Annotated in this window: 18 protein-coding genes; 9 read left to right on the top strand and 9 right to left on the bottom strand. The window is 70.9% G+C overall.

Annotation, left to right across the window (positions count from 1 at the left end; genetic code table 11):
- Entirely contained in the window at positions 1-825 is an 825-nt protein-coding gene (locus JIG36_RS43410) for a helix-turn-helix domain-containing protein (protein ID WP_203382724.1), read from the bottom strand.
- A gap of 26 nt (positions 826-851) precedes the next feature.
- On the opposite strand from JIG36_RS43410, the gene JIG36_RS43405 reads away from it, so the two are divergent.
- Positions 852-1,028, top strand: a complete 177-nt coding sequence (locus tag JIG36_RS43405) for a hypothetical protein (protein ID WP_203382723.1) — start codon at positions 852-854, stop codon at positions 1,026-1,028.
- 33 nt (positions 1,029-1,061) lie between these two features.
- Positions 1,062-1,820 (top strand): hypothetical protein, encoded by a 759-nt coding sequence (locus tag JIG36_RS43400; RefSeq protein WP_203382722.1) that lies wholly within the window; start codon positions 1,062-1,064, stop codon positions 1,818-1,820.
- A 43-nt stretch (positions 1,821-1,863) separates the two neighbouring features.
- On the opposite strand, the gene JIG36_RS43395 is transcribed toward JIG36_RS43400, so the two are convergent.
- A complete protein-coding gene (locus tag JIG36_RS43395; protein ID WP_203382721.1) occupies positions 1,864-2,997 on the bottom strand; it encodes a fibronectin type III domain-containing protein in 1,134 nt (377 codons plus the stop codon).
- A 92-nt stretch (positions 2,998-3,089) separates the two neighbouring features.
- Between JIG36_RS43395 and JIG36_RS43390 the strand changes: the two genes are divergently transcribed.
- Both JIG36_RS43390 and JIG36_RS43385 read left to right on the top strand, forming a co-directional pair.
- Positions 3,090-4,058: a nucleotidyltransferase domain-containing protein gene (locus JIG36_RS43390; RefSeq protein ID WP_203382720.1), complete on the top strand. Its 969-nt coding sequence runs from the start codon at positions 3,090-3,092 to the stop codon at positions 4,056-4,058.
- A 38-nt stretch (positions 4,059-4,096) separates the two neighbouring features.
- Entirely contained in the window at positions 4,097-4,600 is a 504-nt protein-coding gene (locus JIG36_RS43385) for a hypothetical protein (RefSeq protein WP_203382719.1), read from the top strand.
- Here the strand turns inward: JIG36_RS43385 and JIG36_RS43380 are convergent.
- The 5 genes from JIG36_RS43380 to JIG36_RS43360 form a co-directional block, all read right to left on the bottom strand.
- Positions 4,597-5,706: an FAD-dependent oxidoreductase gene (locus JIG36_RS43380; protein ID WP_203382718.1), complete on the bottom strand. Its 1,110-nt coding sequence runs from the start codon at positions 5,704-5,706 to the stop codon at positions 4,597-4,599. The genes JIG36_RS43385 and JIG36_RS43380 overlap by 4 nt on opposite strands.
- A gap of 39 nt (positions 5,707-5,745) precedes the next feature.
- Complete coding sequence (locus JIG36_RS43375; protein WP_203382717.1) at positions 5,746-7,602, bottom strand: glycoside hydrolase family 9 protein; 1,857 nt, start codon at positions 7,600-7,602, stop codon at positions 5,746-5,748.
- Positions 7,603-7,686: 84 nt separating this feature from the next.
- Positions 7,687-8,565: a TIM barrel protein gene (locus JIG36_RS43370; protein WP_203382716.1), complete on the bottom strand. Its 879-nt coding sequence runs from the start codon at positions 8,563-8,565 to the stop codon at positions 7,687-7,689.
- Positions 8,562-9,524, bottom strand: coding sequence for a substrate-binding domain-containing protein (locus tag JIG36_RS43365; RefSeq protein WP_203382715.1), 963 nt, complete (start codon positions 9,522-9,524; stop codon positions 8,562-8,564). The genes JIG36_RS43370 and JIG36_RS43365 overlap by 4 nt, the downstream gene beginning before the upstream one ends.
- An 18-nt stretch (positions 9,525-9,542) precedes the next feature.
- On the bottom strand, positions 9,543-10,706 hold the full coding sequence (locus JIG36_RS43360) for a Gfo/Idh/MocA family protein (protein ID WP_307873147.1): 1,164 nt from the start codon (positions 10,704-10,706) through the stop codon (positions 9,543-9,545).
- Between the two features lie 141 nt (positions 10,707-10,847).
- On the opposite strand from JIG36_RS43360, the gene JIG36_RS43355 reads away from it, so the two are divergent.
- From JIG36_RS43355 to JIG36_RS43340, 4 genes are all read left to right on the top strand, one after another.
- Positions 10,848-11,825, top strand: a complete 978-nt coding sequence (locus JIG36_RS43355) for a LacI family DNA-binding transcriptional regulator (RefSeq protein ID WP_203382714.1) — start codon at positions 10,848-10,850, stop codon at positions 11,823-11,825.
- A 238-nt stretch (positions 11,826-12,063) separates the two neighbouring features.
- Positions 12,064-13,242: an MFS transporter gene (locus tag JIG36_RS43350; RefSeq protein ID WP_203382713.1), complete on the top strand. Its 1,179-nt coding sequence runs from the start codon at positions 12,064-12,066 to the stop codon at positions 13,240-13,242.
- 11 nt (positions 13,243-13,253) lie between these two features.
- Positions 13,254-14,279 carry an aldo/keto reductase gene (locus JIG36_RS43345; protein ID WP_203382712.1) on the top strand — a complete coding sequence of 342 codons (1,026 nt, stop codon included), beginning with the start codon at positions 13,254-13,256 and terminating at the stop codon, positions 14,277-14,279.
- 10 nt (positions 14,280-14,289) lie between these two features.
- Positions 14,290-15,159 carry an aldo/keto reductase gene (locus tag JIG36_RS43340; RefSeq protein WP_203382711.1) on the top strand — a complete coding sequence of 290 codons (870 nt, stop codon included), beginning with the start codon at positions 14,290-14,292 and terminating at the stop codon, positions 15,157-15,159.
- An 88-nt stretch (positions 15,160-15,247) separates the two neighbouring features.
- Here the strand turns inward: JIG36_RS43340 and JIG36_RS43335 are convergent, their stop codons facing one another.
- Positions 15,248-16,120 carry a helix-turn-helix transcriptional regulator gene (locus JIG36_RS43335; RefSeq protein ID WP_203382710.1) on the bottom strand — a complete coding sequence of 291 codons (873 nt, stop codon included), beginning with the start codon at positions 16,118-16,120 and terminating at the stop codon, positions 15,248-15,250.
- Between the two features lie 273 nt (positions 16,121-16,393).
- On the opposite strand from JIG36_RS43335, the gene JIG36_RS43330 reads away from it, so the two are divergent.
- Entirely contained in the window at positions 16,394-17,842 is a 1,449-nt protein-coding gene (locus JIG36_RS43330) for an MFS transporter (protein WP_203382709.1), read from the top strand.
- Positions 17,843-17,862: 20 nt separating this feature from the next.
- Here JIG36_RS43330 and JIG36_RS43325 read toward each other — a convergent pair whose 3' ends face one another.
- Entirely contained in the window at positions 17,863-19,500 is a 1,638-nt protein-coding gene (locus tag JIG36_RS43325; RefSeq protein WP_203382708.1) for a RecQ family ATP-dependent DNA helicase, read from the bottom strand.
- Between the last annotated feature and the right edge of the window lie 34 nt (positions 19,501-19,534).

Genomic DNA, 19,534 nt, shown 5'->3' with positions numbered 1-19,534 from the left:
TCACCCATCCTGCGCGGGCGGCAGCGTCAGGGCTTGAACAAAATCGAACTGCTCGGCCAGCCACTCGGACGGGGTGCAGCGGGCCAACGCCCGGAACTCCCGCACCAGGTGTGACTGGTCGGCGAACCCGTGCGCGGCGGCCACGGCGGCGATCGACACCCCCGGCCGCAGCGCCCGCCGGGCCCGGTCGAACCGGGCGACACGGGCCGCCTCCTTGGGCCGCAGCCCCGTCTCGGCCCGGAACCGGTCGGTCAGGTGCGTCCCGCTCCACCCCACCTCGGCGGCGATGTCACGGATCGGCATGCCGCGCAGGGCGTGGTTCCATGCGTACGAAATCTCGGGCCGGACGGTCTTCGACGTGATCCGCCGCCGCAAAGCCTCGTCGAGAATCGCGAACCGGCCGGCCCAGTCGGGCGCGTGCACCATCCGTTCCCGGATCTCGGCGACGGCCCTCGCCCCCAGAATGTCGGCCGCGTCGACATCAACGCCGGCCAGCTCGCCGGCGGGCATCCCGAGCAGTTCCCGGCACCCCAACGGCCACACGGCAACCTGAACCCCCGACTGCCACCCGTCATGCGTGATCACCGCGGGCGACAGATGCAGCCCGCCGATCAGAGAGTCATAGCGGCCCGGCCGCTGCCGCGGATCCGGGTGCGCCAGCAGAACCAGCGGATCGTCCAGGGTCAGAATCATCGTCAGCCAGGGCGAGGGCAGGCCCAGATGCCGCATGGGCGCCACGCCGGCCTGACGGTAGCCGGAGTAGCCCGCCACATAGGCCGAGAGCCCGGCCGAGGGCCGCGCCTGGACATATTCGTCAACGACCATCGGGCAGCACCCCCTGGGACAACTCTATGTTCCGGGTCGCCGGTTTCGGCACCAGCTACTTCGGCGGTCAAGCGGCCGTTCCGATGTCGCCCGGCTCACGGCCTGCCGTTCCACCAGCCACGCCGAACGACGGCGTGCTCATGCGGGAGTTTGCCGGCACGCCGGTGCAGCACCTCGTCGCCGCGCATCCCTCTGATCCGTGAGCGCTCCGAGCGTCGCGGTGTCACTATCGGCGGATGCGGGGTGGACTGTTCAGCGGGGCCGTCACCGCGGTGGCGGTGGGGCTTGTGCTGGCCGGGCTCGATGAATATCAGGTTCGGGACTATGCCGACCTCGATCCGGTCAAGGGGCTCGCGGGGGCGATGTTCGCGGGCATCGGGGCCGCTCTTGTCATTGCGGTGGTGGGGCGCAAGCGGCAATGGGCGCGGACCCACGTGCTGGTTCCGCTTCTGGTTCTGCCCCTGGTGATCGGGCCGCTCGTGCTCGGGCTGGAACGCAACCGGTTCGAGGCGGCGCTGTTGTTCGGGGCCGTCGCGTTCGGGATTCATCTGCTCGTGGGGCGGCGGCGCGGTGCGGCCGGGATCGCCCTTGTCGTTGTGGCGGCGGGGCTGCTGACGTGGGGACTGCAGCAGCGGTGGCGGGCGCAGAAGTTCGAAGCGGTGGGGGTTCCGCTCTATGTGGCGGACGTGCCGGGGTATGAGCTCAGCAAGGTGTGGGCGGGGCGTTACAGCTACACCCTGACCTTCCGGAGTCCGGGCGGCGCTGGGCTCGAGGTCTGGGCCACCGGGAAGAGCAGTGGCGTCCGATGTGGAACAAAGCCGGCCACGCCAGGGTCGCCGAGCCTGCTGGAGATCTGTTCGCCCGGGGGCGGAGCGGTCGAGATGATGGTGACGCCGGATCCGGGGCCGCTCCTGAACGAGATCACCGTCCGCGAGGTGGACGGGTGGGTGCTGGCCGGATATCCCGACGGGGTCAGCTCATTCGAGCCGGACTGAACCCTGGGCGGGCACACGGCGCTCGGGTGGGGGCAGCCGAGGGCTATTTGGTGGTGACGGTGACCTGCCCGCTCGTTCCGAAGGCCAGGGTGGTACCGCCGGTCGCGACGACCCGCAACGGCCACACACCCTTGGCGAACGTACGGGGGATGGCGTACGAGCCGTCGGCCGCCGTGTCCGCCCCCGAGATGGTGACCCACTTGCCGCCCGTGAGGCGTTGCAGGCTCACCCGCGTTCCGGCCCGGACAGGTCGCACGGCGCCGCTGACCGTGACCTTCGACTTGACCGTGGTCGCGCGGACCGCCACCAGATAGCGCACGGTCGCCGTGGGGGTCTTCGCCGAGAGAGCCGGCCACATCCCGTACGCACCGGGGTAGCTCACCCGGTAGGCCGTGGTGCTCGCCGGGCGCGTGACGAGCCGCCACGTGCCGGCCGCATCCGTCTTGACCGTGCCGACCGGGGTCCAGGTCGTCTCGCCCAGGGCGCGGCTCTCCAGCAGCACCTCCGAACCCGCGGTGGCCCAGGCGGTGTTGCGCAGCACCCGGCCGCTCAACGTGACCGGTGTGCCGAAGGGGGCCGTGGCGGGGGTGACGGTGATCGGCAGGCCGGTGCGGGTCAGGGGCAGGGAGGTCGGGGCGCCTTCGCCGGTCCGGCCCACGGCCTGGACGGCGATCGCGTAGTTGCTGTCGGCGTCGAGGCCGGTCAGGGTCACCGATCGCGCGTCGGCGGGCACGGTCTGGGTGATGCCGACGGGGTTGACCGTGACCTTGTATCCGGTGACCTCGCGGGCCGGCGTCGCCTCCGCGGCGTCGCCGATGTCCGGCGCCGACCACTCGACGAGTGCGGCGCCGGCGGGCTGGCCCTTGACCTTCAGGCCGACCGGTGCGGCCGGCGCCGTGGGCGCGGCCGAGGTGGTAGCGATGTTCGGCTGCGACGTGAAGGTGGCCGGGGCCGAGGTGACCCGGGGCCGCGGAGCGGTGGAAGTGATCGTCGGGCCCGGCTCGACGACGACCGGATCAGGCTCGGGGGTGGCCGCATTCGCCGTGCCGGGCGCCGCGATCGGCCCACCGGCCGGCCCCACCGACACCCCGTCCAGCAGACCGACGATCCCCGTCCCGGCGACAGCGGCCGCCACCGCCGCCACGACCACACCGGCCCGCCCTTGCCAGACCCTCATGACGTCCCTTCGAAGATCGACAACGCCGGAACCTTACCGGTCCGGAATGGGCGGGGACGTCCCCCGAACATCTGACCTTTTAGACTGCTTCGGTGCACAGTGCGCATTGGCGGCAGCTGATCGAAGAACGGTTGCAGGAAGCGGTCACCGTGCTCGGCCAGGTGCCCGGCGTGCGCGGTTTCCTGGTCGGTGGCAGCCTGGGGCGGGGTGAGCCCTGGCCGATGTCCGACATAGACCTGCTTCCCGTGTACGACGATCCGGCCGCCGACGACGCGGTGCGCCGCGGGCAACTCGAGCTCGTCGACTGGTGGACCGGTTCCGGGCGGGCGCAGAGCCTCGACCTGTCCTGGCTGTCGTGGACGGCCGGCGAGATCCGTACGGCCATGGCCGCCGGTCCCGAAGCCCTCGCCGTGACGATCCGCACCGACCCGCGCTGGTTCCACGGCATCGACAAGGCGTACGGGGGTCGTGGGTCCGACCCGGGTGACGAACTGGTCGTCGCGTTCGCCGCCTGGATCGCCGACGTGCGCTTCCACCCGGCCGTGGTCGCCGCGCGCATCGGGATGTGGCGCGACCAGGCCCGGGCCGCGGCGAACGCCGCCTTCGAGGCGACCAGCCCCGTGACGGCGACCCTCCAGCTGCGCGAGTCGGCCCGCGCGCTGCGCATGATGCTGCTCGAGAGCTGGGGCGAACGCCTCGGCTCGATGGGCCGGGAGTGGACCCGGTTCGAGCGCATGGCCGCCGAGCACGGCGAGAGCCGGCTGGCCGCCCGCATCGCCGTGCTGGCCGGGGCCGACACCGCGACGGCGAGCCGGCGGGCCGGGACGGCGCCGCTCTGGCTGCGGGAACGGATCACTCTCTGCTGGCAGGCGCGGCAGGCCGTCGGCGAGCCCGTCACCGAGGCCCAGAACGCCCGCGATCAGCTGGTCGCGTACATGGTGCACGTCACCCGCCACCGCCCCGACCTGGACGGACCGTGGACCGGAACGCCCGACCCGGATCTCGCCGCGCTGCTTCCCGACCTGCGGAGTGCGATCGATCAGCGGACCGGTGGGGTATAAGGAGGCCCGAGGAGTTTCACCGACCGTGAGGATTCACCGTGAGCGACGAACCGCTGTACTCAGCGCTGGGTTTCACCGACTCCGAGTGGGGGCTGCTCGTCGGCCTGCCCCAGTCGGTCCTCACCGCGGCCAGTGCCGCCACCCCCGACAGCGCGCGCAAGACCCGGGCCGAGACGGCGGCCGGCCTCGACGTCATCTCGGACGCGCGGGTCTCGGCCAGCCCCCTGGTGGCCGCGGTGGCCGGGGCCATCGTGTCGCGGGTGGGCGACCCCGACCTCGGTGAGGAGCCGCCGGTCATCGAGCCGAGCGACCCCATCGCGTACGCCCAGGACGTGCTCGGCCGGGCCACCGAGGCCAACGCGCTGCTGACCGTCAAGGCCGAGCAGGCCGACGCCGAGACGTACAAGCACTGGCTCGTCGAGATCGCCGAGAGCGTCGTCGGCGCCGCCTCCACCGGCGGGGTGCTGGGCCTCGGCGGCGAGACCGTCACCGAGACCGAGCGCGCCTTCCGCGACGACCTGGCCAAGGCACTGAGCGACTAGCTCGGCGGCCGCCAAGTGAAGATCGGGTCCATCTGGCGCAGCACCAGGTTGGGCCCGAGCTTCCCGGCCAGAGACATGCCGGCATCCCGTACGGTCGAGGCCGCCCCGCCCAGCCCCGCCATCCGCCCGATGCGGCGCGAGGCGGCGGCCACGGCCGTCGTGCGCGGCACCCGTTCCGCGGAGTAACGATTCAGGTCACCGGCGTACGCGGCCAGCACCACGGCGTCCTCCAGCGCCTGACACGCGCCCTGCCCCAGATTCGGTGTCATCGCGTGGGCGGCGTCGCCGAGCAGAGCAACCCGTCCCTTGTGGAACGTCGTCGGCGTCGGATCGAGACACCGGATGTCGGTGCGGATGACAGCTTCGGCCGAGGCGATCAACGCCGGCAGCGGCGCGTGCCACTCCCCGAACAGCCGCATCAGCTCGGCCTTCTCATCGGCGGCGCGCTGCTGGGCCGGCGCGGGCGCGGTGGCGTAGCAGTAGACACGCCCGTCCCCCAGCGCCACGACACCGAACACCTTGGCGTCACCCCACGTCTCGGACAGCACCAGCTCACCCGGCGGCCGCGGAACCACAAAACGCCAGCTGGTCACCCCCGCATAGACGGGCGCCGGGGCATCCGGGAAGAGCTTTCCCCGTACGGGGGAACGCAGTCCATCCGCCGCGACCACCACCTCACCCGTCAGGGTCCCGCCCGCCGTGACCACCGTGCCGCCCGCCGAGACGTCGGTGGCCGCCACCCCGAGCCGCACCGTCCCCGGCCGCAGCGCGTCGGCCAGCACACTGACAAGAGCGGCCCGATGCACCACGATCGTCGGCTCCCCGAACCGCCGCTCCGCCTCGGCCGCGTCGGTCCGCGAGATCCACCCGCCGCCCGGTTTCTGAATACCCGCGGTCCCCTGAAGGGCCGACAGCGCACGCACGGGCCCACCGACCCCGAGCGCGTCGAGCGCCCTGAGCCCGTTGGGAGCAACGGCCAGCCCCGCCCCCACATTCTCGAGCGCCGTCGCCTGCTCGACCACGGTGACCTTCCAGCCCCGCCGTTGCAGAGCCAGAGCCGCCGCCAGCCCGCCGATCCCCGCCCCCACCACGACCGCGTCCACCATCGCCCGATGCTCCCACGCCACCACCCTCCCGGCGCCCCGTCAGTGCTGGCGGGCCATGAGCGCGAAGGCCAGCAGCCCGGTGGCGCTGAAATCGATCGACGGCTCCGTGTTGGCCGAGATCCGGCTGTCGTCGGCGAAGTGCACGTCGTCGCGGTCGAAGGCGGCGAACCGGTCGTTCCGGCACGTCGCCGGTCCGCTGGTGGCCTGCAGTTCGTGCACCCGGTCGGCCCGGTTGGGGCCGTTGACCACGGCGCCGGTCATGCTCAGCCCGGACTCGGCGGTCCTGGTCAACGTGGCGATCTGGTCGTGCGGGCAGCGGGGATAGGTGGTTCCGGCGCCCACGACCATCGACGTGCCCCAGCCGTTGACGCCCAGCACGACGCCGCGCTGGGCGGTCGCGAAGGCGGCGTACCGCTCGTCGCCGGAAACGTGTTCGTACAGTTCGGCGGTGGCCGCGTAGCCGAGCTGACGGGCCGCGTAGTCGTAACCGCCGTTGCCGGCCGCGGCGCCCATCGGGTTGCCGGCCGCCGTCCGCATCCCGGCGTCGAGCCGTCGGCGCATGTCCGGCAGGAGTTCGCGGCCGCCGCCGAGCAGCCGGATCGCTTCCGCGTCGGCCAGCGCGCTGACGTCATAGACGCTGAGAGCATCGTTCCCGCCCCGGCCCGCGTTCCTCCGCGCCCATTCGGAGGCGGTCGCGGTCCATTCCCGCGTACGGGGGTCTCCCAGCGCCCGCCCGGCCAGAGCCAGTTCGGTCGCGCCGAAGGCCAGGTCGTCGGTCCACCGGTCCTCGGGGTAGAAACTGCGCGGCTCGGCGGTGACGAGCTCACCCACATTCTCCGTACGGGCCAGGTCGAACACGCCCGCCGCCGCGTCGAGGTGGGCCCGGGCCCGGTCCGGCTGTTCCCGCGCCTCGACCTGCGCGGCCAGGGCGAAGGCGGCCGCGACCCGCCCGGCCAGGTTCGGGCTGATCGGCTCGCCCGGTCCGGCGGCGCGGAACACGGGCCGGTACCGCTGGAAGTAGCGCTTGTCGCCCGGCCGCACGTCGAGCTGGTCGTCGGTCTCGGGCAGCCGCCAGGTGTCGTGGTCGCCGAGGAACCCGCCGTCGGTGCTTCCGCTGCCGATGCCGACCTGCGTGTAGAGCACCTGCTTGTCCGCGTCCCACATCTTGTCGAGCCAGGTCAGGCCGTGCGCGGTCTCGGCGGCCAGACCGTCCGAGATCAGGCCGTCGCGGCGGGCGAGCAACATCGCGCTCAGTGCGTACGCGGTGGTGTGCGTGAACTTGAGGAAGTCACCGGCGTCGTACCAGCCGCCCTCGACGTCGACCGGTCCGTCCACAGGCGACAGATCGGCGGTCAGGCGGCCGGCGGCGTCGAACGACGGGCGCTCGTACACCGTGGCCGCGCGGTCGGCGAGGTGGGCCGGTTTGCGTTGCCACTGGCTCGGCACCTGGTCGGCGCCGTCGCGGTGGTTCTGGAAATACGAGAGCGCGTCGCGGGCCGCCGGACCGAAAAGCTCGGCGGCCGGCTCGACGAGGAACGGTGGCGATTCCGCCCGTACGGAACCCTCAACCCGCACGCGGTAGACGCCCTGCTGCTTCAGCCCGCTCAGATCGATCGGCCGCACGTCCGGGAATCCCGCGTTCCACGGTCCCCGGTTCGTCCCGGCCTGCACATTCAAGACCGGTTTCCCGTACGCGTTGAGCACCGTCACCCGGACCTCGGAAGCGTCCCGCGGCGAGAGCAGATACGCGATCTTCGTTTCGCCCGGGGCATAGCCCACCTGGTCGACCCGGATCAACGCGTCCGGCGCCAGGGCCCGGTCACAGGCCACATCGGCGCCGGCGAGAAGTGTTGCGGAAAGCAGAATGCCCAGCACCCGGCGGGCCGATCGTGTCACCCCAAGATTCTTGACCTTCACCCGGGCCCAGAGCCGGACGAGTTGTGCGGGGCACCCGGCCGCGCAGAGCCTCCGCGGCGGCGGTCACCGTACTCCGTGGTCTCGGTAGTAGCGGCACGTGCGTGTCGCGATGGGCAACGGGACGTCCGACGGTGCGGGGTACATGTCGTGTTCGACGATGGCCCACAGCGGGCGGCCGAGGGCCTCGAGGTCGGCGAGCAGGGGTGGCATGTCCGGTTCACCGCCGGGTGGCTCGATCATCGCGCCCTGCCGGACTGCTGCGGCGAACGGCAAGCCCTTGGCGGCGACGGTGGGGTCGACCGACTTGAGGTGGACGTAGCCGATGCGGTCGGGGTGCGCGGCGATCAGGGCGCGGTTGTCGCCGCCGGTGTAGGCGATGTGGCCGGTGTCCAGGCACAGCGATACGTCGCCGCTGACTTCCAGGAACCGCTCGACGCGTTCGCCGGTGTCGACGTGGGTGTCGGCGTGCGGATGGAACTGCTGCGTGACGCCGTACTCTTCGTGCAGGATCCGGCCGAGCCGCGAGTGTCGTTCTCCCAGCGTCGTCCACTCTCCGGCCGTGAGGGAGGAGGGTTCGAGCGACGCGCCGCTGTGCAGGTCGGTGTGCATGGCCGGCAGAACAACCAGATGCTGTACGCCCATGGCGTGCAACAGTTGTGCCACCGGCCCGCATTCGGCCAGGGCGTCGTCGAGGGATCCGCGGTGCAGGTGGGTTCCGGCGGTGGCGCCGCTGAGCGTCAGGCCGCGCCGGTCGAGTTCGTCGCGCAGGCGTGCGGGATCGGTCGGCAGGTAGCCGAAGGGGCCGAGCTCGACGGCGGTGTAGCCTGCGGCGGCTGCTTCGTCGAGGAAGGTCGGCCAGGGCACCTGGTGGGGGTCGTCGGGGAACCAGACGCCCCAGGAGTCAGGTGCCGTGCCCAGGCGCAGATTCGTCCGGACGGTCATCGGGTGTTCTTCTCGGCGAAGATGGCGATCTTGTCGATGTTGGAGCTGTCGACGAAGGAGGGGCCGGTGAGGACGGCCTGGCCGCCGCCGAGGTCGTTGCCGTTGGTCAGTTGCAGCCAGAGCGTGTCGACCGCTTCGTAGCCCTGCAGATAGGGCTGCTGGTCGACGCAGAACTCGATGGTCTTGTTCTTGATCGCCTGCACGACCTCGTTGTTCAGGTCGAAGGTGACGATCTTCGCGGTGCTGCCGGCCTGCTCCTTGGCCTTCATCACGCCGGTGGCGACGCCCGCGTCGAGGGTGACGATGTGGGTGATGTCCTTGTCCTCGGCCAGCTTGGCTTGCAGCGTCGAGGTGACCGAGGCGAGATCGGCGCCGTTCACCTGCACGTTCTCGGTGGTGGGGAAGGACTTTTTCACACCGGCGCAGCGGGCCTCGAGGCTGATGACGCCTTCGGCGTGCACGACGCACAGCGCCTTGCCGCTGCCGGCATCGGCGATGCGCTTGCCTGCGCTCTCACCGGCCAGGTTCTCGTCGGAGCCGAAGTACATGAGCGCGCCGTACTTCTGATAGACGTCGAGCCCCGCGTTGAGGGCGACCGTGGGAATCCCGGCCTGGCTCGCCTTGGCGAGCGCGGGTCCGACGGCCTCAGGGAAGGCGAGGGTGGCGGCGATCCCGTCGACCTTGCTGTCGATCGCGTTCTGCACCAGGGTGGCCTGCTTGGCCTGGTCCGGGTCGTTGGCGTACTTGAGGGTGATGTTGTGCTGCTTGGCGGCCTGTTCGGCGCCGGTGCGAACCCGGTCCCAGAGCGCGGTTCCGGGTTGCTCGTGGGTGATCATGGCGATGGTGTAGGCGGGGCCGTCGCCGCCGGTCGACTGCCGGCGGCCGCCACCGCTGCAGGCCGTGGCGGCGAGGATCAGCGCGGCGGCCGAAGCGGTGAACAGTATTCGTCGGGAGCGCATGGGTCTTCCTTCCCAGGGCTACGAGTGAACGGGAGTGGGTGTGTTGCTCTCGGTGGCGCGGACGGCGGCCTCCTCGACGAGCAGGTTGTGCAGGCCGTCGGCGAACGAGGCGTTGCGCGGCAACTCGTCACGGCCCGCAACCTCGTCGAGGAACGCACGGGCCTGGTAGACGAAGCTGTCGTTGTGACCGGTGCCGATCCCGGTGGCGTCCATGGCCAGACCCCCGGAGACGTACGGGTGGTCGACGCCGACGATCACCCGCCGGAACCCGGGCGCCTCGGATGTCGCGAGGTGGAACTCGCCGGCCTGGCTCACGTCGAAGGCCGCGGCGCCGCGCTCGCAGAAGACCTCGAAGCGCAGGGTGTTCGGGTGGCCGTAGGCGATGCGCGAGACGCTCAGGTCGCCGGTGGCGCCGCCCGTGAAGCGCACCGACAGGCTGGCCCAGTCGTCATTGCCGACGGGTTCGCGCTCGTCGCTGACCTCGGCGTGGCCGTGTCCGACGACGTGGCCCAGCGGCTTGGGCCGCTCGCCGATCACCGTGGTCAGCTGGGCGCCGATCACCGCCTCGACCGGGCCGAGCAGGAACTCGGCGACGTCGGTGAGGTGGCTGCCGAGGTCGGCCAGGGCGCCGGACCCCGGCCCGCCGCGATAGCGCCAGCTCATCGGCGCCCGCGGGTCGCAGCCGTAATCGGTCCAGTACTGCGCGCCGATGTGCAGCGGCCGTCCGAGCCGGCCTGACCGCACCTCCTCCCGGACGGCGCCGATGCCCGGCGTACGCCGGAAGGTGAACCCGACGCGGGCCACGATGCCGGCCGCCTCGGTTGCTTCGAGCATGGCTCGCGCGTCGTCCGAGGTAGGCGCGAGCGGCTTCTCGCACAGCACGTGCTTGCCGGCGGTGGCGAGCGCGGCGACGATCTCGCGGTGCAGGTCGTTGGCGACGACGACGCTGACGACGTCGATGTCGTCGGCCTTGACCACGGCCTCCCAACTGCTGTCGCCACGCTCGAAGCCGTATCGACGGGCCGTCTCGCGGGCGAGGTCGTGGTTGATGTCGGCCACCGAGACCAGCCGGACCGGCGGAAGCCCGGGGGAGAAGACCGTGCCGGCCGTGCGGTAGCCGTGGGCGTGCGCCCGGCCGGCCATGCCGGCTCCGATCACGGCAACTCCGATGCTTCTGACCACTTCGCGCCTCCTCCGACCGCTGATGGATCGTGCTAGTAGATCGTGCTACTTGCACGTGCTACAACGGAAGGTAAGGATGGGTGCAGCGCAGAGTCAAGAGAAGTGGGTAAATCTGTCATGCAGCGTGAGAGGCGGCCGACGATGGCCGACATTGCGGCGCGGGTCGGCATCTCCCGGGCCGCCGTCTCGCTCGTGCTGCGTGGCGTCGGGGGCACATCCGAGGCGACCAAGCAACGCGTGCTCGAGGCGGCGGCCGAGCTCGGCTATCGCCCGGACTCGCTCGCCGCGGGTCTGCGCCGCAGCCGTAGCCGCACGCTCGGAGTGCTCTTCGCCCTACGCCGGCCGTTCGAGGTGGAGTTCGTCGAGCACCTTTACCCCTTGGCCGGACACCTCGGCTACGACCTCCTGCTCGGTCCGTTCACCGCCGGCCGCCGCCAGGACGAGGCGGTCGACGAACTGCTGCGCTACCGCTGCGCCGGACTGATCGTCGTCGGCCCCGACCTGCACGCCCGCGACCTCGAGCCCCTCGCGGAAGAGGTCGCCGTCGTCGAAGTGGGCCGCGGCGTCACCCGCGGACTGGTCGACGTCATCCGCAACGACGACGCGGTCGGCACCCGCCAAGCGGTCGACCACCTGGTGAGCCTGGGGCATCGCGATATCGCGTACGTCGACGGAGGGGAGAATCCCGGGGCCCAGGAACGCCGGTCGGGATACCGCGCCGCGATGCAGGACCACGGCCTGGCCGAGGCCACGCGTGTCGTCCCCGGCGGTTACACCGAAGACGAGGGCGCCCGAGCCGCGCATGGTCTTCTCGCGAATCAGCCGCCGACCGCGGTCATCGCCGCCAACGACCTGTGCGCCATCGGCATCATCGACATCGCTCTGCGGGCCGGCCTGCAAGTGCCCGGGCAGTTGTCGGTCGTCGGCTATGACGACTCCCGCTTCGGCCGCATCCCCGGCATCGACCTGACCTCGGTCCGTCAGGACATCCCCCGCATGGCGAAGCAAGCTCTCAAAGCCGTCGTGGACCGGCTCGACCGCCCCACCCACAAACCCAAAGATCTCGTCGTACGACCGAAACTCGTCGTTCGCAGCACCACCTCGCACCCATCGCGGTAGAGCTCGGCATCACCTTTCTCGCCGGCAACGAAACGGGCCGAGGGAGGTAACACCAGAACCTCCCTCGGCGGCCGGCGGCGTGCCTACCTTCGTTCGTGGCGGGTACGCGGCCCGGCGGACGAATCGGCGGAACAGCGCCGTTCACGAGAGGATTCGACGTGCGGCAGGAGCGGATCACGGCTTCGAGGCCCAGCATGACCTGGCCGCTTCGACGGATTTCGCGCCGGGTGAACAGCGCGTGCTGATACCGGCGTCGGCTCTGTTCTGGGGCCTGCAGTTCGCGTTCCTCAACCCGGCCCTGGCGTTGTTGCTGGCCACGGTCTTCGACGCGAGCGCGGGCGAGATCGGCTGGGCTCTGGCGATCTACAACGCCGGTGGCTTCGTCGCCTCGCTGCTGGTGCCGGCGTACGCCGATCGGGCCGGTGATTACGTACGGCCCATGCTGGCCTGCGGAGTCCTGACGCTCGGCCTGGCCGGTGTGCTCGCCGTGACCACTGCGCTGCCCGTGGCGGTGGTCGCCCTGGTGCTGCTGGGCGGCCCGGCCGGCGTCGGGAGCTCGCTGTTGTTCGCGCACCTCAAACACACCGGCGCCGCACCCGGTGACGTGGTTCGCACCCGGGCGTTCGTCTCGTTCGCCTGGGTGGCCGGGCCACCGCTGGCCACGTTGGTGATCGCCGGGTTCGGCCCGCGGGCGATTCTGGCGGCCATCGCGGCGGTGGCGGTGCTCAACGTGGCCACGACCGCGGCCATGCACCGGGCCGTGGTCGTCCGCGACCGCGGCCCGGCGGTCGAAGACGAGCGGATGCCACGAGGACGCGTCGTGGCGGTGGTCGTGGTGTTCATCGCGTTGCAGGCGACCAACAGCGCCACCGTGTCCGTCATGAGCCTTTTCGTGACCGACCGCCTCGGCCTGGCGGTGGCGTGGGCGGGCATCGCGCTCGGCGTCGCCGCCGCGCTGGAGATCCCGGCCCTGTTGCTGATCGGCAAGCTGACCGGCCGCATATCGGGACCGGTGCTGCTGTTGTCCGGGTGCGCGGCCGGCGTCGTCTACTACGCCGCCATGGCCGTCGTCCGTGGACCGGTGTTGCTGCTCGGGCTGCAGCTGCTCAACGCCTGGTTCTTCGCCACCGTCGCCGGTGTCGGCCTGACCTTGTTCCAGCAGATCATTCCGCGCCCCGGGCTGGCCGCCGGTCTGTACACCAACACCCGCCGGCTGGGCGCCATCGCGGCCGGTCCGCTGATCGGCCTCGGCGCGGCGACGAGGCTCGGTTACGGCGCCGTGTTCGCCGCCGCCGCCGTCATCACCGTGGCCGCCTTGATCGCATTGCGGCTCACGCCGTTCGCACGCCCCCCGGTTTCTGGTGAGGGAGACAGGATCAGCGGCGATCTGGCCGCGACCACCAAGCAGCACTCCTGAGAGGAACACCCATGCAACTGCGACCGCTCGGACGCACCGGCGTCCATGTCAGCGAGCTGTGCCTCGGCACGATGATGTTCGGCGAGTGGGGCACCAAGGATCACGACGAGAGCATCCGCATCATCCACCGCGCGCTCGACGCCGGCATCAACTTCGTCGACACCGCCGACGTGTATTCGCAGGGCGAGTCGGAGGAGATCGTCGGCAAGGCGCTCAAGGGCCGCCGCGACGACGTGGTGCTGGCCACCAAGTTCTTCATGCCCTTCGACGACGACCCCAACCACCGCGGCGGCTCCCGCCGCTGGATCATGACGTCGGTCGAGAACTCGCTGCGCCGGCTCGGCACCGACCACATCGACCTCTACCAGATGCATCGCTACGACCCGGCGGTCGACCTCGACGAGACGCTGGGCGCGCTGACCGATCTCGTACGGGCGGGCAAGGTCCGCTACATAGGCCACTCCACGTTCCCCGCGTCCGCGCTGGTCGACGCCCAGTACGTCGCCCGCGACCGGGGCCGCGAGCGGTTCGTCACCGAGCAGCCCACCTACTCGATCCTGACCCGCAACATCGAGAACGAGATCCTGCCGCTCGCGCAGAAGTACGGCATGGGCGTGCTCTCCTACAGCCCGCTCGCGGGCGGGTGGCTGTCCGGCCGTTACCGCCTCGGCGAGGACCAGAACGGACCCATGTCGGCCGCCCGGCGGCGTCTGGCCAACCGTTTCGACCTGAAGCTGCCCGAGAACCAGCGCAAGCTGGAGGCCGCCGACGCGCTGGCCAAGGTGGCCGACGACGCCGGGGTCAGCCTCGTCGAGATGGCCATCGCGTTCGTGCTGCGCCACCCGGGGATCACCAGCGCGATCATCGGCCCGCGCACCATGGAGCACCTCGACTCGCAGCTGAAGGCGGCCGACGTCGTGCTCACCGACGACGTACTGGACCGCATCGACGAGATCGTCGCGCCCGGCGTCACCCTCAACCCCGCCGACAACGGCTGGGTCAGCCCCTCGTTGCAGCCGGCCGCGCGCCGCCGCTGAAAGGACCGTCATGGAGCACTACACCCTCAATAACGGCGTCGAGATGCCCGCGCTGGGCTTCGGCGTCTTCCAGACCCCGCCCGACGAGACCGTCACCGCCGTCGAGGCGGCCTTGTCGACCGGGTACCGGCACGTCGACACCGCCGCCGCGTACGGCAATGAAAGGCAGGTGGGCGAGGCAATCGCCGAGGCCGAAGCCGACGTCTTCCTGGAGACCAAGATCTGGATCAGCGACTACGGGTACGACGAGACCCTGCACGGCTTCGACAAGAGCGCCGGCAAGCTCGGCGTCGACGTGATCGATCTGCTGATCCTGCACCAGGCGCTGCCGTCGGAGTTCGGGAAGACGCTCGACGCCTACCGGGCGCTGGAGAAGCTGCTGGCCGACGGCAAGGTCCGCGCCATCGGGGTCAGCAACTTCATGGTCGAGCACCTGACCGCGTTGCTCGAGAAGGCCACGGTTGTGCCCGCGGTCAACCAGATCGAGGTGCACCCGTATTTCCAGCAGCGCGAGGTGCAGGCGTACGGCGAGAAGCACGGCATTCTCACTCAGGCGTGGGCGCCGATCGGTGGCATCACGTTCTATCGCGACAGCGGCCATCGCAGCACTTTGGAAGACCCGGTGATCGGCGAGATCGCCCGGGCGTACGGCAGGAGCCCGGCCCAGGTGATGCTGCGCTGGCACCTCCAGCAGGGCCGCCAGGTCATTCCCAAGTCGACCAACCCGAAGCGCATCGCCGAGAACTTCGACGTGTTCGACTTCGAGCTCACCGCCGAGCAGCTCGACGCGATCGATGGCCTGGAGACCGGCAAGCGCGGCGGTCCGGAGCCCACCGCCGTCACCCTGGAGTCGTTCGGCCGGCCAATCCCCGAAGCCTGATCCGCCGCACCTGGCCGGCCGGATCGCCCGAGAGGTGCCCTGGTCGGCCGGCTCCGGTGGGACCGCTGCCGTGGCCTGTCACCGCGTGTCAGGCACGCTCGACGGCGGCTGTAGCACTCCAGCTCGCCAGCAGCTCGAGGGCATCGTGATCCGCTGAACCTGTCGGTGCGCTGTAGGCGTTGAGGCGCAAGCCCTGGTCGGCTGTGAGCTCCATGGCCTCGTACGTCAGGGTGAGGTCACCGACGACGGGGTGGTGCAGCTTCTTGACGCCGCTGCGGTGCAGGCGCACGTTGTGCGCGGCCCACCAACCGCGGAAGAACTCGCTGCGAGTGGTGAGCTCGCCGATGAGATCGGTGAGTTTGCGGTCGTACGGGTCACGCCCGGCCTCGCCGCGCAGCAGTGCCACGACGTCCTCGGCGAGCTGCTCCCAGTCGCGGTAGAAGTCCTGAGAGGCGGGGTCGAGGAAGACGAAGCGGGCCAGGTTGGGGGTCCGCGCCTCGTCGGTGAAGACGGGCGAGAACACCGCACGGCCCAGCGCGTTGGAGGCGAGGATGTCGAGCCGGCCGTTGCGCACATAGGCCGGGGCGCCGGTCATGGCGTCGAGCAGCTGCTGCACACCCGGGCGCACGCGCTGGGCCGGGCGGCGCCGGGCCGCCTGCGCGGTGCGCGCCGGGCTGCGATTCGCCTGCCGGGCCAGGTCGTAGAGGTGTTCGCGTTCGGCGTCGTCGAGGTGCAGGGCGCGGGCCAGGGCTTCGAGCACGCTTTCGGACACGCCGCTCAGATTGCCCCGTTCGAGGCGGGTGTAGTAGTCGACGCTGACGCCGGCGAGCATGGCGGCTTCCTCGCGGCGCAGCCCGGGCACGCGCCGGGTGCTGCCGTAGGCGGGCAGCCCGGCCTGCTCGGGGGTGATGCGGGCGCGCCGGGTGGTGAGGAAGTCGCGGGTCTCGCTGCGATTGTCCATATCTCGACGGTACGGCGCAGCCGGGTGGCACTGGGAGGTTCTGCCGTTACCTGGATCGTCAGTGACTCCCACAAAGACCGCCCTACCGGTTTCCTGGAGGACGAACCATTACGACATCACCACTGCGAAGGACATCTCCGGCGGTCACCATCCGCCTGCAACCTGCCTGGGCTCTCCGCTCGGCCGGCGGGTGCTTGTGCGTGAAGGGGGTGATGCCAGTACCGGGCAAGGCCGATACTCCCTGGCCTGCGGCTTTCGCGGTTGTCTGGAGTCATGCCGAACGCACGTCCCGCACATCCGACCATGATCCTGGCGATCATCTGCCTGAGCTACTTCATGGTGATCCTGGACAACTCGATCATCTTCACCGGTCTGCCGCGCATCGAGGCGGCCATGTCCTTCTCGCCCACCGGGCTCACGTGGGTGCAGGACGCGTACACCCTGGTCTTCGGCGGTCTGCTGCTGCTCGGCGCCCGTTCGGGTGACATCGTCGGCCGGCGCCGCATGTTCATCGTCGGCCTCGTGTTGTTCGGCCTGGCGTCGTTCCTGGTCGGCGTCGCCCCCACCGCCTGGTGGCTGATCGCCGCCCGCGCCCTGCAGGGCATCGGCGCCGCGATCCTCGCGCCCTCGTCGCTGTCGCTGCTGACCGCTAGCTTCGCCGAAGGGCATCAGCGGGCCAAGGCCGTCGCCGCCTACAGCGCGGTCGCCGGGATCGGTGCCAGCGCCGGTCTGGTCGTCGGCGGAGTACTGGCCGACCTGGTGTCCTGGCGGGCCGGGTTCTTCCTGAACGTGCCCATCGCCGCCGCCATGATCGTGCTGGCCCTGCGGGTCATCGGGGAGACCGGACGCCGCCGCGGCCGCTTCGACCTGATCGGTGCGCTGTGCGCGACACTGGGCATGACCGCGCTGGTGTTCGGCATCGTCGACGCCGCCGAAGCAGGCTGGACCGCCCCGACCACCATCGGCGCCTTCATCATCGGCATCCTGCTGCTCGCCGCTCTGGTGGTCAACGAGGCCCGCGCCGAGCAGCCGATCATGCCGTTGCGACTGTTCGCCAGCCGCGAGCGCACCGGCGCCTATCTGGTCCGCATGCTGTACCTCGGCGCGATGATGGGCTTTTTCTTCTTCACCACCCAATACCTGCAGGGCGTGCTCGGCTTCTCCCCGCTGCAGGCCGGTGTCGCCTTCCTGCCCATGTCCGCGGTCAACTTCGGCGTCGCATTGCTGGTGAACCGCCTCGTAGGCCGCTTCGGGGCCACCCCGGTCCTGATCGCCGGGGTCGCGCTCACCCTGGCCGGAATGGGGTGGCTGAGCCGCGCCGGCGCCGGCAGCGGCTACCTTGTCGCGGTCGCGCTGCCCATGGTGCTCATCGGCATCGGCCAGGGCCTGGCCTTCGCGCCGCTGACGTCGGCCGGCCTGGCCGGGGTCGACGCCCCCGACGCGGGCGCCGCGTCCGGTCTGGTGAACACGTTCCACCAGGTCGGTAGCTCGCTCGGCCTCGGTGTGCTCGTCTCGGTCGCCGCCGCGGCCGTCCCGGACAGCGCCTCCGCCCGGACCGCCTTGGTGGACCGGGTCGGCACCGCGCTGACCGGCAGCACGGTCATGCTGGCCGTCGCTCTGCTGCTGGTTGTCACCCTCATAGTCCGGATACGCCGGGGACAGGACCGCCCGCCACGCCCCGAGCCTGCCGCCGCACCGCAGCCGGAATACGCCAACCGCTGACGCGGAGGTTCGCAGTGGATTCACCCGGCAGCGAGCAACTCGTTCTCGATGACGACCGGGACCGACAGCGTCTTGTAGCCGACCTCGTCGAACAGGACCGTCATCCGGTCCTCCTCGTAACCCATCACCGTGCCGGGGCCCCACTCGCCGTGGTGGACCTTGGCGTGTACCGGGAAGGGCTCGTCGGCGGTGGCGGTTTCGATCTCGATGGCTGTGCCCTCGACGCAGTTGTCGCAATGGCCGCACGGCTTGGGCTGGGCCTCGCCGAAATAGGCCAGCAAGGTCTGCGTACGGCAGGCTCTGGTCTCGGCGAAGCCGCGCATCATGTCGGTCCGGGAGCGCGAGACCGTCTGCTGGCGTTCGTGTTCCTTGACCGCCGCCGTGGCGGCCGCGGCGGGCAGGGGAGCGAAGACCGGGACCGTCAGTTTGCTGCCCCGGCCGGTCACCACCGCGCCCACCTGTTCGAGCAGGCCCAGGTACGCCCCCAGCTTGCGCGGCCCCAGGCCGGTCTTCTGCTTCAGCTCCGTCTTGGTCGCCGGGCCCGCGCGCAACGCCGCCGCCAGTTCGCGCAGCTCGACCTCGTCGGGGGCGCCGCCGGTGAAGAAGCGCTGGATGGCCTCGTCCTCGGAACGCCACAGCAGCAGGGCCTGGGCCGGGTCGCCGTCGCGGCCGGCGCGGCCGATCTCCTGGAAGTAGCTGTCGGGGGAGTCGGGCAGGGCCACGTGGGCCACCCAGCGGATGTTCGGCTTGTCGATGCCCATGCCGAACGCCGACGTGGCGACCATGATGCCGATCTTGTCGGCGGTGAAGTCCTCGTGCTTCTGTTCGCGGGCGCCCGCGGCCATGCCGCCGTGGTAGAACTCGGCCGGGTAGCCGGACTCGCTGAGGCGGGCGGCCAGTTCCTCGGCCGAGCGGCGGGTCGCGACATAGATGATGCCGGGGCCGGTCGCCGCGTCGAGCAGGGCGGTCAGCTTGCGCCAGCGGTAGCTCTCGTCGGGGCAGTAGGCGACCTCGAGGAACAGGTTGCGCCGGTCCAGGCCCGACACGTGGATCTCGGGTTTGTTCAGCTGCAGGCGTTCGATGATGTCGTCGCGCACCGGGGGTGAGGCGGTCGCGGTCAGGGCCAGGACGGGCGGACGGCCGATCCCCTTGATCAGGTCGCCCAGGGCGAGGAACTCGGGGCGGAAGTCGTGGCCCCAGGCCGAGATGCAGTGCGCCTCGTCGACGGCCACCAGGCCGGGCTTGAGCGCGCGCACCTCGGCCATCCGCTCGGGATCGCTGAGCTGCTCGGGGGTGATGAACAGGAACTCGGCGCGGCCCTCGCGGATCTCCCGGATCGCCTCGCGCTGCTGGGCCGGGGTCTCGGCCGAGCTCACCCGTACGGCCCGGATCTGGGGATCGTTCCGCTCGTTGAGGGCCGCGATTTGGTCCTGCTGGAGGGCGAGCAGCGGCGAGATCACCACGGTCGGGCCGGGCAGCAGCACGGCCGGGATCTGATAGATCGCCGACTTGCCGGCGCCGGTGGGCAGCACGACCAGCGCGTCGCGGCGGCGCAGGACGGCCCGCATCGGCTTGAACTGGCCGGGACGCAGCGACGGCCAGCCGAAATGCTTGCGGGCGACCTTGCGGAGGCGGGGTCCGTAGACGGGTAGCTTCATCGAGCGGCCATTGTGCCCCGCGGACATGACGGGC

Source organism: Paractinoplanes ovalisporus, assembly GCF_016834655.1.
GTDB classification, from domain to species: Bacteria; Actinomycetota; Actinomycetes; order Mycobacteriales; family Micromonosporaceae; genus Actinoplanes; species Actinoplanes ovalisporus.
This window is presented reverse-complemented; position numbering and strand designations above follow the sequence as displayed.

What these genes read in the sequence shown, in the direction of transcription:
- JIG36_RS43405 (WP_203382723.1), top strand. Translation starts at nt 852, where the DNA reads ATGTTCCGGGTCGCCGGTTTCGGCACCAGCTACTTCGGCGGTCAAGCG.
- JIG36_RS43330 (WP_203382709.1), top strand. Translation starts at nt 16,394, where the DNA reads ATGCCGAACGCACGTCCCGCACATCCGACCATGATCCTGGCGATCATC.
- JIG36_RS43340 (WP_203382711.1), top strand. Translation starts at nt 14,290, where the DNA reads ATGGAGCACTACACCCTCAATAACGGCGTCGAGATGCCCGCGCTGGGC.
- JIG36_RS43370 (WP_203382716.1), bottom strand. Translation starts at nt 8,565, where the DNA reads ATGACCGTCCGGACGAATCTGCGCCTGGGCACGGCACCTGACTCCTGG.
- JIG36_RS43345 (WP_203382712.1), top strand. Translation starts at nt 13,254, where the DNA reads ATGCAACTGCGACCGCTCGGACGCACCGGCGTCCATGTCAGCGAGCTG.
- JIG36_RS43355 (WP_203382714.1), top strand. Translation starts at nt 10,848, where the DNA reads ATGGCCGACATTGCGGCGCGGGTCGGCATCTCCCGGGCCGCCGTCTCG.
- JIG36_RS43335 (WP_203382710.1), bottom strand. Translation starts at nt 16,120, where the DNA reads ATGGACAATCGCAGCGAGACCCGCGACTTCCTCACCACCCGGCGCGCC.
- JIG36_RS43365 (WP_203382715.1), bottom strand. Translation starts at nt 9,524, where the DNA reads ATGCGCTCCCGACGAATACTGTTCACCGCTTCGGCCGCCGCGCTGATC.
- JIG36_RS43400 (WP_203382722.1), top strand. Translation starts at nt 1,062, where the DNA reads ATGCGGGGTGGACTGTTCAGCGGGGCCGTCACCGCGGTGGCGGTGGGG.
- JIG36_RS43325 (WP_203382708.1), bottom strand. Translation starts at nt 19,500, where the DNA reads ATGAAGCTACCCGTCTACGGACCCCGCCTCCGCAAGGTCGCCCGCAAG.
- JIG36_RS43380 (WP_203382718.1), bottom strand. Translation starts at nt 5,706, where the DNA reads ATGGTGGACGCGGTCGTGGTGGGGGCGGGGATCGGCGGGCTGGCGGCG.
- JIG36_RS43395 (WP_203382721.1), bottom strand. Translation starts at nt 2,997, where the DNA reads ATGAGGGTCTGGCAAGGGCGGGCCGGTGTGGTCGTGGCGGCGGTGGCG.
- JIG36_RS43410 (WP_203382724.1), bottom strand. Translation starts at nt 825, where the DNA reads ATGGTCGTTGACGAATATGTCCAGGCGCGGCCCTCGGCCGGGCTCTCG.